This is a genomic window from Sorangium sp. So ce204 (assembly GCF_051526795.1).
Classification (GTDB): Bacteria; Myxococcota_A; Polyangia; order Polyangiales; family Polyangiaceae; genus Sorangium; species Sorangium cellulosum_B.
In genome coordinates, this window is record NZ_CP150317.1 from 4,771,150 (window position 1) to 4,785,722 (window position 14,573).

A 14,573-nucleotide genomic window follows, 5' to 3' on the forward strand; every position below is an offset into this window, starting at 1 on the left:
AGCATCGGAGGACTCTTTATGAAGGGCAGCGGTTCCGGAGCACTGAACACAACGAGGCTCGACGAGGAGCACTGGCAGGGCCGCGCGGCAGGAGAAACGGTCTTTCCGAACTCCCCGCGCCCCGGCCATCGAGGACCGAGCGCTCGCCGTGGATGGAGCGGGCGGTTCGCGCTCGCGCTGCTCGTCGCGGGCTGCGCGCCCGCGGCCGTCGACGAATCGCGGGCGGTGGTCGGCGAGCCGCCTGCGGTCGTCGACGGATCGCCGGCGCTCCCGCCGGACGGCGGAGGCGGCGCCCCCGCCGCGCTGCCGTCGCCCGCCGCGTGCGACGCCTCCGCGGCCGACGGCGTCGCCGTCTTCGCGTCGAGCGTCGACACAGGCGCCCGGCAGGCGCCCGGAGCTCCCCCCTACGCGATCGACGGCTGCTTGCTGGCCTACGTCGCGCCGCGCGAGGCTGGCGACGCGAGCGGCGCCCTGAGGCTGCGTGATCTCGGTACGGGCGAGGAGCTCCTCCTCGCGCCGGCCGCCGAGGCGCCGCGCCGGCCTGCGCTCGCCGGCGACGTCGTGGTCTGGGAGGCGACGGACGATGGAACACGCGTCGTGCGCGTGCGCCGGGGTGGCCAGACGCAGACGATCCGCGGCCCGTTCGATCACGCGGGCGAGCCGCGCGTGGAGGGAGACGCCGTGGTGCTGACGGGCTGGCTGACCGCGGACGAGAGCGGCGACACGGACGTCTTCCTGTACGAGATCGGCCAGGGGGAGGCGGTCCAGATAGCGTCCGGCCCGGGGCAGCAGCGTTTCCCGGACATCTCGGCGACGCACGTCGCCTTCGCTGATTTCTCCGAGGATCCCGACGGCCGCTTCGACGAGGACGCGCGCGATCTCGCGGACATCGTTGTCTATGATCGGCGCACGAGGCGCGCTATCCCGCGATCCCGGGAAGGCAAGCAGTCCTTCCCGATGCTCGGCGCCGGAGAGAGGGTGGTGGCCTATCTCGAATGGGCGCCGTCTCATCCGGAGCCCAAGTTCGAGCAGTTCGATCTGCGGATCGGGGACATCACCGCTCCTGCGGACGGTGACGCCCTGGCCGCGAGCATCGAGCAATCGGGCCGGCCGTACGTGCTCCCCGAGGTCCGCGGCGAGCTCATCGAGTGGGTGGAGCGGCCCGCGGACGGCGACGCGTCCTTGCGGCGGAGGCCGACCGATCTCTCGGCGCCGGCGGCCGAGGTCCCCGGGCTCTCGGCGTCCGAGCTGTTCGGGCCGTCGGCTTCCGCGACGATCACCGTGATCGCGGCGCGCTCGCCGGGAGGCGAGCTGGAGCTCCGCGGCGTCGCCCGGTGATCCGGGGGCGCAGGCTAGAGCGACAAACGGGCTGAATTTGCCTGAAAAGCGCGGAATTTCGAACCGCCAAGGCGCCAAGAGCGCCAAGAAGAGAATCTTATCTTGGCGTCCTTGGTGTCTTGGCGGTTCATTTCTCGCTTGAACAGCGTGATCGTTATTCCTGGCCCGCTGCGACGCGGCGCAGGTCCTGGAACGCCACCTCCCGGCGGGCCATGCCTTGCGAGGGGAGTCGGCGTCGGGCGCCCGCGATCACCGGCGTGATCCCGAGCGCCCCCACGCCTGCCGAGCTACTTCTTCGCGGCAGCGGCAGCCGGCGCCTTCGCGGCAGCAGCAGGCGCCGCGGCCTGCGCCTGCGGCGTGATGACGCGGAACTTCCCGCTCAGGTGCAGCAGCGACATCGTGTACAGCATGCCGTCGTAATACCGCCACTTGCCGGTGGGCGCCTCGCGCTGGTACAGCTCTTCGACGAAGCGCCAGGCCCGCGGATGGGTGGCGGCCAGCGCCGCGACGGCGTTCGCCGCCACGAGCCCGAGCGAGTCGTAGTCGACGATGGGCTTGCCCTCGAGGGTGAAGTTGCCCTTGTACTTGGGGCCCTGCGCCTCGAAGAACGCGAGGAGGCGATCGCTCAGCTCGGTCTGCCGCGGATCCTTCGCCCACCACGCCGCGTCCACCGACCAGTTCATCGCCGTGCGGAACGCGTCCTGGCGGAAGTTGGCGGTCCCCGCGTCCCAGGAGGCAGCCTTGGGGGTGCCGTCGAAGTTGGCGTAATCCGGAGCGAGCCCGGTCTTCGGATGGGTCACCTTGACGAAGTAATCGCGGCTCACCTTGGCCGCCTCGGCCCAGAACGCGCGATCCGCCTCGGGGCCCCAGGCCGCCCAGAGGTCGTAGAACGCCGGCAGGTGATACGACGGATCGGTGTGATCGCCGTTCTTCGCGAAGTTGTCCGCGTCGGGCGTGAACCGCACCATCTTGTGCTCGGTGTTGAAGAGCGAGTGCAGCGTCGTCTTGCGCTTGTCCTTGTTGACCGGCCCGGTGATCGGCTTCCGGTTCTTCATCGCGTCGAGGATGGCGAAGGCTTCCTTCTTGTAATCGTAGATCCCCTTGCCGTTCCCCCAGCGGTTGGACGCGAACAGCAGCGCCGTGGCGAAATACTCCTCCGCGTCCGGGGCCGGATTCTCATCCATGGCCGTGCCGTCCGGGCGCATCTGCCACGAGAAATAGCCGAAGCCGGGGTGCTTCGGATCCGCGCGGTACATGTGGGACTTGGCCCAGTTCCACAGGGCGTCGAAGTCGTCTTTGCGATCGACCTGCACGGCGATCATCATGCCGTACGACATCCCCTCGGAGCGGACGTCGTCGTTGCCGATGTCCTTGATGTACGCCTTGGGGCCGTTCGCGTTCTTTCCCGCGGGGAACAGGACGGCCTGCTCCTTGGGATCGCCGTGGAACAGCTGCTCGTAGGCCTTCGCGATCTTCGCGTCGATCTCGGCGGGCTTGTGCCCGAGCTCGGCGAACAGGTTGCGGTACTCCCCCGTGGCGAACGCTCCCTGGGCAGCGGGCTTGAGCGGCGGACCGAGGGGCGCGGGCTCCGCCGGGGCGGGCGTCTGGGCCGCGCCGCTCGGGGTCGCGGTGCTGGCCGGAGCGGCGCTGCCGGCCGGGTTCGTGGAGCTCGCCGGATCGGGCGCGCCGACCTGGGTGCCTTGGTTGGTGGGCGCGCAGGCGATCACCGTGACCGCAAACCATGCCGATGCGACGGGAGACGTTAGCATTCGCAAGTTCATCGCTATCCTCGTGTTCGAGCTCGCATCCTCTGAGGACGCGCTCGGCGTGAACATCGCTGGCGACGTCCACGTGATGACGCTGCTGGGCGAGAAGGAAATCCAACCGCTCGGAGGCGTCAAGTCCCAACTGCCGGGCCTGCCTCGGGGGGAGAGGACACCGTGACAACGCGATCCGGCCCTTCTGGAAAAGTCGCGTGATCTCAGCATCTTTTCATGCGTCGAAGGGCACCGTCTTCACGCCACAGCGCTGCTCGCTCACGGGCGACGCGGTCGACGTGGTTGACGTTCACACGCCCTGAATCGGCGCCGCTCGACCGGGCGCGGCTACGCCCTGGGCTCCGCGAGCGACCGGCAGACGCGGCGGAGCCGGTCGCGCAGCCACCGGTGCGCCGGGTCGGCGTCGAAGCGGGGGTGCCACGCCTGGGAGATGGTGATGGCCGGCGTCGTCACGGGCAGCGGGAACGTGACGAGATCGAAGCGCGGGGCGGCGTGCGCGAGCCACTTCGACGGGAACGCGCCGACGAGGTCGGAGCTGGCGAGGAGGCACAGCGCCGCGTAATGGCCTGACGCCACGGCCGCTGTGGTCCTGGCGAGCCCTTTCTTCTTGAGGGCCTCGTCGATGGGCCCCCACGTCTTGCCCAGCCTGGAGACGCCGAGGTGGGCGTGCTCGACGTACCGCTCCAGCGTCACCTTGCCGGACGCGAGCGGGCTGCCGCGGCGCACCACGCCGACGAAGCGGTCCTTGACGAGCGCCTGCACGCGGATCTCCGGGCCCATGTCGCCGATGATGCCGAGGTCGAGATCGATCCGGCCCTCCCGGAGCGCGGCGACGTCCTCGTCGCCCTCGGGCAGGAAGCGGACGGTGACGCCCGGGGCCTCGGCCCTCAGCGCGTCGAGGAGCGGGGCGCCGACGAGCCCGAGCATGCCGTCGCTGGTCCGGACGGCGAAGCTGCGGGTGAGCGCGGCGACGTCGAGCGCGCCCCGCTCGCGGAGGACCGCGCTGGCCGAGGCGACCACGGCGCGCACGCGCGGGCGCAGCTCGGCGGCGCGCGGCGTGGGCACGAGCCGCCGGCCGGCGCGCACGAGGATCGGGTCGCCCACGGCCTCGCGGACGCGCGCGAGCGTGCGGCTCATCGCCGAGGGGCTGAGGTGCATCCGCTTCGCGGCGAGGAGGACGCTCTCCTCCTCGAGGAGCGCGTCGAGCGCGACGAGCAGGTTCAGATCCATGGAGTGCATGGGACGCAGCAATAACGTACCGCACATGCACTGGAAGTCATGTCTCCTCGAGCGCAAGTTCGGTGTCGACAAGGGCAGCCGCGAGGGCAGGGGAGCCGTCGCCGCGCCTGCCCGGAGGAGACATGCCATCATGAGCACGACGCTCGATTCGCCGCGCGTTCAAAGGACCCTCGACCGCCTCTTCCAGGACGCCGACAGCGGCGATCCGCGCATCATCGCCCGCGTGCGCGGCGACTGGGAGCGCCGCGGGCCGAGCCCCGACCCCGCGACGCTCGCCCACATGCTCGCCGACGCGTACCTGCCGGTCTCCCGCGAGGTCGGGCGGCTGCTCCACCTGCTCGCCTTCGCGGCGCGGGCGCGCAACGTGGTGGAGTTCGGCACGTCGTTCGGGATCTCGACGGTGTTCCTGGCCGCGGCCCTCCGCGATGGCGGCGGCGGGCGGGTGATCGGCAGCGAGCTGCATCCGGAGAAGGTGCGGCGGGCGCGGCAGAACCTCGATGAGAGCGGGCTCGGCGATCTCGTCGAGATCCGCGAGGGAGACGCGCTGGTGACGCTGCGGGACGTGGAGGGGCCGATCGATCTGGTTCTGCTGGACGGATGGAAGAACCTTTATTTGCCCGTGCTCCGGATGCTCGAGCCCCGGTTGCGGAGGGGCGCGCTCATCGTCGCGGACGATCTCGACATCGCGCCGGATGACCTGCGGCCGTACCTGGAGTACGTGCGCGGTGCGGAGAGCGGCTACGGGTCGGTGGAGATCCCGCTAGGGGACAGGCTGGAGGTCTCCTGCTGGCACGGCCGCGACGGGCGTGAGCGCGAGGCGTGAGATAGGCCGCCTCGTTCCTCGCGCGAGGGCCAGCCGCGCGCGGCGGTGCGTGCGCATCAATGCTTCTTCCTGCAGCCCCCGTAGCGCTCCACGCTGGCGAGGGTCGGCGGATTGCTGAAGTACGTCGCATCATACCCGCCCGTGATGAGGACCGAGCCGTCTTGCAGGGTCGTCGCGGTGGGGAAGCCCCTCTGGATCGGCTCGTCGATCGGGGTCCAGGTGCCGTTCGCCTCCTTGTAGATCTCGGCGCCGTCGCTGCCGACGGCCATCACGCGGCCGTGGGACATGGGCGTGACGGCGGACGCCCACGTGTGGAGGAAGTTCGGCGGCGCGGTCGACGTCCACGTGTCGCTCGCGGGATCGTAGATCTCGGCGGTCTCGCCTGCATCGACGAGGATCTCGATCTCCTCCTCGGTGCCGCCGTAGATCCTGCCGCCGCCGCCGAGCACCAGCACGCGCCCGCTCGGCAGGAGCGTGGCCGTGTGCTGCATGCGGGGCAGGTTCGTCGGCGCCGCCGGCGTCCAGGCGCCCGTGGCCGGATCGTAGATCTCCACGCTGGTGCGGCCCTGGGGCATCTCGTTGCCGTTCAACGTGTAGCCGCCGACGACGAGCACGCGCCCGTCCTGGAGCAGCGTCGCCGTATGCAGGTAGCGGGTCACCGACATCGATCCTGCGCTGGACCACGTGTTCGTGGCAGGATCGTAGAACACGGCCTCCTTGAGCGTGCTGTCGTCGTCGCTGCCGCCCGTGCGTAATACCCGCCCGTCCGGCAGGAGGGTGAGCGCGGTATACGCGAACTCCCACCCACGGGCCGCCTCGCCGGGCGTGAGCGGGACGCTCGCCGTCGCGCCCGTGATCGGATCGTAGACAAGCCCGCCTGGGCTGAAGAGCACCCTGCCGTCCTGAAGGAGCGCCGCGCCCACCGGGGACATGGGGTAGGGCAGCGCGTCACCGGTCGTCCACGTGTCGGTGTCAGGATTGTAGAAATCGACCGTCGTGGGGTAGGGGTAATCGCCGCTGCCGCCGGCGACCATCACCTGGCCGTCCGGCATGCGCAGGGCGATGTGCCGCTCTCGCGCCTCTGGCAGAGGCGCCGCAGACGACCACTCCGCGTGGACGCCGACGTGGCGGCGGCACTTCTTCTTCTTCTTCTTCTTCTTCGCGTGATGGTCGGCCGACGACGGCACCGCGTGCGCCTCGAGCGCCGCCTCTTCGAGCGGATCGTCCGCGGGCGGCGCGGGCTCCGGCGCAGAAGCGCAGCCGGCGGCCGTCAGCGCAGCGAAGGACAGGAGCGCGCGCAGACCGCGATGGCAACGACCGATGGTGGACATGGTAGGACCTCGTCGGGAGTTAGGGGAGGGGGCGGCCGTCCCCTGCGGGGACCCGCCACGAGCGCAACAGAGGATCATACCCGATCTCCGCGACGCCGAGCTGAGCGGAGTCCTGGTCACCCCGCTCGTTTTGGCCGCGGCGCGGTTGCGTCCCTCCTCGCGAGAGCTCGGTGACCGGCGACGTCATCGCCGCCGCTCCCTCCTGCGCTCCGGCTGCGCCGGGGCGGCCGCGCCGCGCTGGGCCCAGGCGTCCCACGCGGGCTCCTGCCCGAAGCGGCTCACGACGAAGTCGATGAAGGTCCGGACCTTCGCCGAGAGGTGCCGCCCCTGCGGGTAGACGGCGTGGATGCCGACCTCCTCGAGCGCGTAGCGGGGCATCAGCGGGACCAGGCGGCCTGCGGCGAGGTCCTCGCCCGCGATGAACGTCGGCGCGACGCCGATGCCCAGCCCGCTCAGCATGGCGACGCGCAGCATCTCGCCGTTGGTCGCCGTGAGCCGGCCCCGGACGCGCACGGACACCTCCTCGCCGCCGGGCCCGCGGAACCGCCACTGGCCCGGCGTCGCACGGTACATGTATTCGAGGCACTCGTGGCGCTCGAGGTCGGCCGGCTCCGCCGGCGCGCCACGGCGCTCGACGTAGGCCGGTGAGGCGCAGAGCACGGAGCGGCTCGGCGCGATGCGGCGCGCGGCCAGGCTCGAGTCCGGGAGCGCGCCAATGCGGATGGCGAGATCGAAGCCCTCCTCGAGCAGATCGACCTTGCGGTCGTTCAGCGAGACGTCGACGGCCACCTCCGGATACGCGAGGAGGTAATCGGTGATCACCGGCGCGAGGTGGCGCACCCCGAAGGTGATGGGCACCGAGATCCTGAGCCGGCCCCGCGGCGCCTCGTGGAGCGCGCCGGCGGCGGCCTGGGCTTCCTCCACCTCCGCGAGGATGCGCGCGCAGCGCTCGTGAAGGGCCTCGCCCGCCTCCGTCAGGCTGAGCCGCCGCGTCGTCCGGTGGATGAGGCGCGCGCCCAGCCAGTCCTCGAGCGCGCGGATGTGGTTGCTCACCCCGGCGGGGGACAGCCCGAGCTCGCGCCCGGCCTTCGAAAAGCTCCCGGTCGCGACCACCTTCGTGAACACGGCCATGCTGGTCAAGCGGTCCATCCAGCTCCACCATCTTTCAGGATCGCGCAAAGGTCCTTCAAGTCCCGGGTGCGTTATCACGCGCCCGGATCGGGTGCATCCATGTCGCCTGAGCCGCGGTGACGTGCCGATCCCGGCAAGCGCCGGCGGCGGAGGAATCATGACCATGGACCGGATGCTGAGAGTTCTTCTCCCTCGCGCGCTCGATCGCTCCACGTCGACGGGCCTGCTCTTCGCTCGCCTGGTGGCCGGCACCGCCATGGCCCTGCACGGGGCGCCGAAAATGATGGCCGCGACGAGCTGGATGGGTCCGGGCCCCGTGCCGGGATGGCTCCAGGCGCTCGCTGCCTTCGCCGAGCTCGGCGGCGGCATCGCCTGGATCCTGGGCCTGGCCACGCCGCTCGCGTCCGCCGGGATCGGGGTGACCATGATCGTGGGGATCGCGATAGCTCACGTCCCCGCCGGCGAGCCGTTCATCCGTCTGACCGTGCAGGGGGTCGACGCGGGGCCCGGCCTCCCCTTCGGCGGTCTGCCCACGTGGCTCGTGCGCGCGGGCGGCCGGAGCGCCATGGGATCAGGGTCCTCCGAGCTCGCGTCGCTGTTCATCGCCTTCGCGGTCCTCCTCCTCGGCGCGGGACCGGGACGGTTCTCGCTGGATGCGCTGCTCGCGCGGCGGTTCGGGCGCCGGCTTGCTGCTGACGGCGAGCTCAGGCACGCAGGCGAGGCGGCGCTCGTGCGCTGAGCTGCGGGGTCCGTCGGGCGAGGACCCGGTGGCGAACAAGCCAGCGCCAACACCGCCGACGGCGCGTGACACCCCTCAGGCGTGACGTCGACGGCGTCGCCTCCCGACCCGCTACGCCACCGCGCCCGCCCTCTCCATCGCCCCCCGCGCGCTCGCCACCGCCGCGAACCGCTGCGCCAGGTACTCCGCCACCCGCGCGTGCTGGCTGAACACCACATTGAACCGGATATGCGGATCGCCCGCCCCATCGGCCATGAACGTCGCCCCGCGCGCCAGCAGGATCTTGTTGAGGTACGCGTCCTTCACCAGCTCGTCGACGTCCACGCCGCGCGGCGCCGCGCCCCAGAGGAACAGCCCGCCCTCGCCCGGATGGTCGAGCTGGACGCCGGCGTCGCGCAGCCGGCGCGCCGCTGCGTTCCGCGCCGCGCCGAGCTTCTGCTGCAGCCGATCGATGTGCTTGCGCCACCGGCCGGCCGACAGCACCTCCAGGAGCACGAGCTCGTTCAGCGCGCCGCTCGTCAGCACCGAGTAGATCTTCTCGCGCAGGAGCGGCTTCAGCCGCCCTGGCTCGGCCGCGATGTAGCCGAGGCGCAGCGCCGGGCTCAGCGCCTTGCAGAAGCTCGAATAATAGATGACCCCGTCCAGCCCCGAGAGCTGCGCCAGCCGCGTCGGGTGCCCGGGGTGGAAGTGACCGTGCACGTCGTCCTCGGCGATGAGGACGCCGTGCTGGTGCGCGATCAGCAGCACGCGGTGCAGGTTGGCCGCGCTCGATCCCCAGCCGGTCGGGTTGTGCAGCACGCTCTGCAGGAACATCAGCTTGGGCCGGTGCTCGCGGCACGCAGCCTCCAGCGCCCCCAGATCCACGCCGTCCGGCCTTCGCGCCACCGGGACGAGGCGGTAGCCCGCCTGCCGCAGGCGGCCGAACAGCAGGAAATAGCCCGGGTTTTCCACCAGCACGGCGTCGCCCGGCTGGAGGGTGCTCCGGCAGATCAGGTCGATCGCATGCGTGCCGCCCCAGGTCGTGAGCACGCGGCCCGCGTCGGCCGCGATGCCCTGCGCGCGCAGCAGCGTCGCGATGCGCTCGCGCAGCTCGGGCAGCCCCTGCGGCGGGCAGCGCGCCGCCATGCCGGCGTCGCTCCTGGCGAGCGCCCGCTGGAGCACGGTCGCCGGGATGGCGTCGCTCAGCCAGCTCGCCGGCAGCGCGCCGCTGCTCGCCAGCAGCACGCCGGCGCGCTGGTCGTTCGACTGCTGCGCCAGCCACACAGGCTCCTGCTCCTCGCCGGCCTCGAGCCACGCCTCGCTCGGTATGGCCGAGGCCGCCTCGCACACGAAGAACCCGGCCGTGCCGCGCGACTCGACCAGCCCGGCCGCCGCCAGCCGATCGTAGGCCACAACCACGGTGTTGGGGCTCACCCCCAGCTGGCCCGAGAGCTGGCGGATCGACGTCAGCCGCGCCCCGGGCGGCAGCCGCGCGCCCTCGATCAGCGCGCGCAGCCGCGCCTCGATCTGGTCGGCCAGGGGAACGGCGGAGTCGCGGTCGAGCGAGAACATGGATCAACGCAGGAGCAGGAGGGCCAGCACCGCCAGCGCGCCGGCCATGATGCCATTGAACAGCCGGTGCCGTCGCGGATCGGTCAGAAATCGCCGGATCGCCACGCCGAACAGCGCCCACGCCGAGGTGCACGGAAAGGTGATGGCGAGGCCGACGACGGACACGAGCAGGGCGCCGCTCGCCACGCCCATGCCCGCCGGCATGAACACCGAGGCCACCGTGATCGCCTTGACCCAGCTCTTCGGGTTGACGGCCTGGAACAGCGCCCCCTGCGCGAACGACAGCGGCCGCGGCACCTCGGCGCCCTTGACCGCGGCGCCGCCGGTCAGCTTCCACGCCAGCACCAGCAGGTACAGCGCGCCGGTCACGCGCAGCACGGCGTGCAGCGCCGGGTAGGCGGCGAAGAGCGCGCCCAGGCCCAGGCAGGCGACGAAGGTCTGGACCGCGCCGCCCACGCCGATGCCCAGGAGATGCGGCAGCGATCCGCGGTAGCCGAAGTTGGCGCCCGAGGCGGTGACCATCACGTTGTTCGGCCCAGGGGTGCTCGACATCACGAAGCAATAGGTCAGCAGGGGCAGCAGCTCGGTCATCGCAGATCGCTCCGGTCGGGGATGGCTCGGAGCGTAAGGAGGCGGTGTTCGCCGGTGAAGGCACAGGGGCCGCGCCGCGCGAAGGCACTGTGTCAGTCGCGCGACCGGTACAGCGAAGCGCCCGGCGCCCGGGGTGGCGCCCATGGCGAACGACCGACCCGGAGGCGGCGGGCGCGTGCCCCCGTCGCTCCCTGCGCGATCGCGCCTCCGGGGGCATCAACCTCGCTTCACTTCGGAAAGTCCGTCGACTCCGCGACGGCGCGCCACGCGGCGAGCTCCTGCGCCACGAACGCGTTCTTCGCCTCGATTGCAGCCACGGCGTCGCTGCCGAGCGGGAGGCGGAGCGGGGGATTCTTCGCGCGGGCGAGCTCGACGACCACGCGCGCGAGCCGCTCCGGGTCGCCAGGCTGCTGGAGGCTGACCGCCTTCGCGCGGCTCCGGACCTTGCCCGCGGTCTCGTCATAATCGGCGATGACCTTGCCCGTCTCGACGACGGACTTCGCCTCCAGGAACTCCGTCCGGAAGTAGCCCGGCTCGATGACCGTCACCGCGATGCCGAGCGGCGCGAGCTCGGCGTGGAGCGCCTCCGAGATCCCCTCGACGGCGAACTTCGTCGAGCAGTAAACGCCGAACCCGGCGCCCGCCCGGTAACCGCCGAGCGACGAGATGTTCAGGATCTGGCCGGCGCGCTGCTTCCGGAGCTGCGGGAGCGCGGCGCGCGTCACCGCGAGCAGGCCGAACACGTTCGTCTCGAAGATGCGCCGGACCTCGTCGCCCGAGGTCTCCTCGATCGCGCCCATGACGCCGTAACCGGCGTTGTTCACGAGGACGTCGATCCGGCCGAACCGAGCGACGGCCGCCTCGACCGAGGCGGCGACCGACGCCTCGTCCGTCACGTCGAGCGCGACGGGGAGGAGCGCCTCGAGCCGCCCGAAGCGGTCCGTGATGCTCTTCGGATCACGCGCGGTGGCGACCACCCGATCGCCGGCGGCCAGCGCCGCCTTCGCGATCTCCGCGCCGATGCCGCGCGACGCGCCCGTGATGAACCACACCCGCTCGTGCTTGCTCGTTTCCATGGGGATCTCCTCTTCGTTGCCCGGGGCGCCGCGCCCCTCACACGACGGAAGATGCAACATCCCGAGCATGAAGAAAAGGAGCCAAAACGTTGATGCTTTATGAACATTTAGTTCATAATCCAGCATGACCGACGCGCTCGACGGGCTCACGACGTTCCTCGCCGTGGGCCGCCACAAGAGCTTCACCGCCGCGGCCGCCGCGCTCGGCGTCACCCCGACCGCCGTGAGCCAGAAGATCAAGCTCCTCGAGCGGCGGTGGGGCGTCGTGCTGTTTCAGCGGACCACGAGGCGCGTCGCGCTCACGGAGCCGGGCGAGAGCCTCTTTCAGCGCCTGCGGCCCGCGATCGCCGACGTCGAGGACGCGCTCGCCGCGCTCGGCGACTACCGCGGGCGCCCCTCCGGGAACCTCCGCATCACCGCGCCGCGCGTGAGCGGCGCGTGGCTCGTCGCCCCGCTCGTGGCGCAGATGCGGGAGGTGTACCCGGAGCTGTCGATCGAGGTCTCGCTCGACGACGCCTTCGTCGACCTCGTGGCGTCCGGCTTCGACGCGGGCATCCGGCTCGGCGACGCGGTGGAGAAGGACATGGTGCGGGTCCCTATCTCGAGCCACTCGTCGTGGTCGATCGTCGGCTCGCCGGCCTACCTCGCGCAGGCGGGGCGGCCGCGCGCGCCGGAGGACCTCGTCCGCCACCGCGCGATCCGCCAGCGCCTCCTCGCGAGCGGCGTCGTCTATCGCTGGGAGCTGGAACGCCGGGGCAAGACGATCACGGTCGACGTCCCCGGCGGCGTCGTCACCGACGATATCGGGCTCATGGTCGCGCTCGCGTGCGCGGGGGCGGGCCTCGCCTACGTGCCGGACCAGGCCATCGAGCGCGACCTCTCGGAGGGACGGCTGGAGCGCGTGCTCGAGGCGTTCATCACGAAGGGGCCTGGCTTCTGCCTCTATTTCCCCGCGCGCACGCAGGAGCAGCCGAAGCTCCGCGCGCTGATCGAGACGGTCACGCGCTTCCGCGGGCAGGAGGCCAGGCCGCTCAGTCGCACTCCCCGACGCTCCACATCCCGGGCGCCTCGACGTGGAGCGTGACGATCTCGTCCTCGTCGAACCCGAGCGCCTGCTGCGCGCCCGTCGTGCGGTATCCAAGGAAGATCTGGTCGTCCCCGAGGTCGACGATCTGCTTGTGGGCGCGGCCGTGGATCTCGTGCTCCGCCACGGACGCGGTGATCGCGTTGCAGGCGAAGGGGACATAGCTCACGTGCGCGAGCATGATCGGCCCGGAGACGTTGAAGTCCGTGACCGAGAGCCCGGTGAACTGCCCGTCCGCGTCGTCGCTGCTCGGGTCGGTGAACGGCGTGAAGGTCCGGCCCCCCTGCTCGTTGTAGAGGTTGGTGATGGAGCTCGGTGACTTCGGGTTGCTCGCCATGAACGCGATCTTCCCCTCGCCGGCCTTCCTGGCCTCGTCGACGCGGTAGATCGCCACGCCGCCGGAGACGTCATCGAAGTCGAGCCAGCGCTGCAGGCCGCGGTCGTATCCCTCGTTATGGCGGTTGTCGATCAGGAAGTACTGGTCCGGATCCGAGGTCTCGATCTTGTAGATCGTCGGCGCGACGCCCTGCCCGAGGAACTCCGCGCCGGCCGTCCGGACGATGGCGATGTCCTGCGGCGGGGACCCGGGCTCGATCACCGTCGGCGCCAGGAATCCGGCCTTGATCCGGCTCCAGGCGCCCATCGCCACGGGCGTCGAGCCCCCGGGCGAGCCGCTCGTGCTCCCCCAGCTCCCGCTCGCCATCACGCACCATGAACCGAGCGGGGTAGGGCCCTTGTAGAGATCCGGGAGGCCTATCGCCGAGTGCCCGAGCTCGTGGACGATGACACCCACCGTGGCCGGCATCGTGGTGGGCGCGCCGCGGACGGCGTGGACCTGCCTTTCGCCGAGCGCGGCGTAGCCGGTGAGGACCTTGCCGTCGAGGGTGATCGGGTCCTCGAAGCCCTTCGCATGGGCCCAGATGGAGGGCGTCTTGCTCGTGTTCGAGGTCTCGTAGCCGGCCACGATGAAGACCGTGTTGAGCTCGTCGCCGCGGACCTTGCCGTCCGCGTTGGTGTCGTAGGAGGCGAAGTTGACGAAGGGATCCGCCCTCACCAGCGCCTCCTTCAGGTAGAGCTGGAGGAGGGAGAAATCCTTCTTGCTGTTGGGGTGCGCGAACGGGAGCTTGATCCGGACGATGCCGTCGCTGGCGGTGCCCTGGGTCTCCTTCGCGCGGGTGAAGGCGAACTTCCCGCGCGACATGTCGGCGTAATAATGGTTCACCGAGCCCGGGAGGCTCCCGTACATCGTCTGGTTCCAGTACGCGAGGTCGGTGGCGAAGTTGCCGGTGAACGCGCCTGGCGCGGCGAGCCCGCCGCCCTGGGTGAACTCCACCAGGATGGTCAGCAGGGGGCGCCGGATCCCGGAGCTCACGGTCGGATTCGCCGCGAACGAGAGCGCGCCCCGGGAATGTGCGATCTCCGCCTCCCAGAGGGTATCGAGCGCCTCGTCGTCGATGCGCTGGAGCCACGCCGGATCCACGAGGCCGCCCTGCCCGCGGAGATCGCGGACCAGCACGCCGGAGGGGACGAGCCTCGGGGCGCCGCGCGCGTCCGAGCCGAGCTCGGCGACCTCGTAGTCGCCCGAGAGGTCGTTGAGCACGACGGCGGTGCCGTCCGCCATCCGGAGGTAATCGAAGTGCTCGTCGCCGATCACCTCGGCGCGGAAGGTCGCGCCGGTCGCGTCGAGCTGGATCTCGCGCAGCCCGGGCTCGGCGCTCACCGCGGCCGCGGGGCGGCTCGCCGAGACGGCGCTCGCCAGCGCGGCGAGCGCGACGAGCCCGAGCCGCGCCGATCGGCGCGCGCCGGCGATCCCCTGGTGATCCACGTTGCCCGCGCCGCTGTTTCGAGACGTCATGTCCGCATCCTCCTCAATCCGCGTTTCGCCGCGTTCG

13 protein-coding genes are annotated in these 14,573 nt (G+C 71.2%); 5 read left to right on the plus strand and 8 right to left on the minus strand.

What is annotated here, in order from left to right:
- The first annotated feature begins 18 nt into the window (after positions 1-18).
- On the plus strand, positions 19-1,338 hold the full coding sequence (locus WMF22_RS17540; protein ID WP_438036440.1) for a hypothetical protein: 1,320 nt from the start codon (positions 19-21) through the stop codon (positions 1,336-1,338).
- 287 nt (positions 1,339-1,625) lie between these two features.
- On the opposite strand, the gene WMF22_RS17545 is transcribed toward WMF22_RS17540, so the two are convergent.
- Entirely contained in the window at positions 1,626-3,065 is a 1,440-nt protein-coding gene (locus tag WMF22_RS17545) for a glycosyl hydrolase family 8 (protein WP_438036441.1), read from the minus strand.
- A gap of 1 nt (position 3,066) precedes the next feature.
- Between WMF22_RS17545 and WMF22_RS17550 the strand changes: the two genes are divergently transcribed.
- A complete protein-coding gene (locus WMF22_RS17550; protein WP_438036442.1) occupies positions 3,067-3,282 on the plus strand; it encodes a hypothetical protein in 216 nt (71 codons plus the stop codon).
- Between the two features lie 161 nt (positions 3,283-3,443).
- Here the strand turns inward: WMF22_RS17550 and WMF22_RS17555 are convergent, their stop codons facing one another.
- Complete coding sequence (locus tag WMF22_RS17555) at positions 3,444-4,355, minus strand: LysR family transcriptional regulator (RefSeq protein WP_437300202.1); 912 nt, start codon at positions 4,353-4,355, stop codon at positions 3,444-3,446.
- 130 nt (positions 4,356-4,485) lie between these two features.
- Between WMF22_RS17555 and WMF22_RS17560 the strand changes: the two genes are divergently transcribed.
- Positions 4,486-5,178, plus strand: a complete 693-nt coding sequence (locus WMF22_RS17560) for an O-methyltransferase (protein WP_438036443.1) — start codon at positions 4,486-4,488, stop codon at positions 5,176-5,178.
- A 56-nt stretch (positions 5,179-5,234) separates the two neighbouring features.
- On the opposite strand, the gene WMF22_RS17565 is transcribed toward WMF22_RS17560, so the two are convergent.
- Both WMF22_RS17565 and WMF22_RS17570 read right to left on the minus strand, forming a co-directional pair.
- Entirely contained in the window at positions 5,235-6,509 is a 1,275-nt protein-coding gene (locus WMF22_RS17565) for a kelch repeat-containing protein (protein ID WP_438036444.1), read from the minus strand.
- Between the two features lie 183 nt (positions 6,510-6,692).
- Entirely contained in the window at positions 6,693-7,658 is a 966-nt protein-coding gene (locus tag WMF22_RS17570) for a LysR family transcriptional regulator (protein WP_437300205.1), read from the minus strand.
- A gap of 139 nt (positions 7,659-7,797) precedes the next feature.
- On the opposite strand from WMF22_RS17570, the gene WMF22_RS17575 reads away from it, so the two are divergent.
- Entirely contained in the window at positions 7,798-8,379 is a 582-nt protein-coding gene (locus tag WMF22_RS17575; RefSeq protein ID WP_438036445.1) for a DoxX family protein, read from the plus strand.
- Positions 8,380-8,490: 111 nt separating this feature from the next.
- On the opposite strand, the gene WMF22_RS17580 is transcribed toward WMF22_RS17575, so the two are convergent.
- The 3 genes from WMF22_RS17580 to WMF22_RS17590 form a co-directional block, all read right to left on the minus strand.
- Positions 8,491-9,930: a PLP-dependent aminotransferase family protein gene (locus WMF22_RS17580; RefSeq protein ID WP_438036446.1), complete on the minus strand. Its 1,440-nt coding sequence runs from the start codon at positions 9,928-9,930 to the stop codon at positions 8,491-8,493.
- Positions 9,931-9,933: 3 nt separating this feature from the next.
- Positions 9,934-10,521: a LysE family translocator gene (locus WMF22_RS17585; protein WP_438036447.1), complete on the minus strand. Its 588-nt coding sequence runs from the start codon at positions 10,519-10,521 to the stop codon at positions 9,934-9,936.
- Between the two features lie 227 nt (positions 10,522-10,748).
- Complete coding sequence (locus tag WMF22_RS17590; RefSeq protein ID WP_438036448.1) at positions 10,749-11,597, minus strand: oxidoreductase; 849 nt, start codon at positions 11,595-11,597, stop codon at positions 10,749-10,751.
- Between the two features lie 124 nt (positions 11,598-11,721).
- Between WMF22_RS17590 and WMF22_RS17595 the strand changes: the two genes are divergently transcribed.
- The gene (locus WMF22_RS17595; RefSeq protein ID WP_437300210.1) at positions 11,722-12,681 is read left to right on the plus strand and encodes a LysR substrate-binding domain-containing protein; all 960 of its coding nucleotides are present in this window, start codon (positions 11,722-11,724) and stop codon (positions 12,679-12,681) included.
- On the opposite strand, the gene WMF22_RS17600 is transcribed toward WMF22_RS17595, so the two are convergent.
- Entirely contained in the window at positions 12,629-14,536 is a 1,908-nt protein-coding gene (locus tag WMF22_RS17600) for a M6 family metalloprotease domain-containing protein (RefSeq protein ID WP_438036449.1), read from the minus strand. The two genes, WMF22_RS17595 and WMF22_RS17600, sit on opposite strands and share 53 nt — an antisense overlap.
- Between the last annotated feature and the right edge of the window lie 37 nt (positions 14,537-14,573).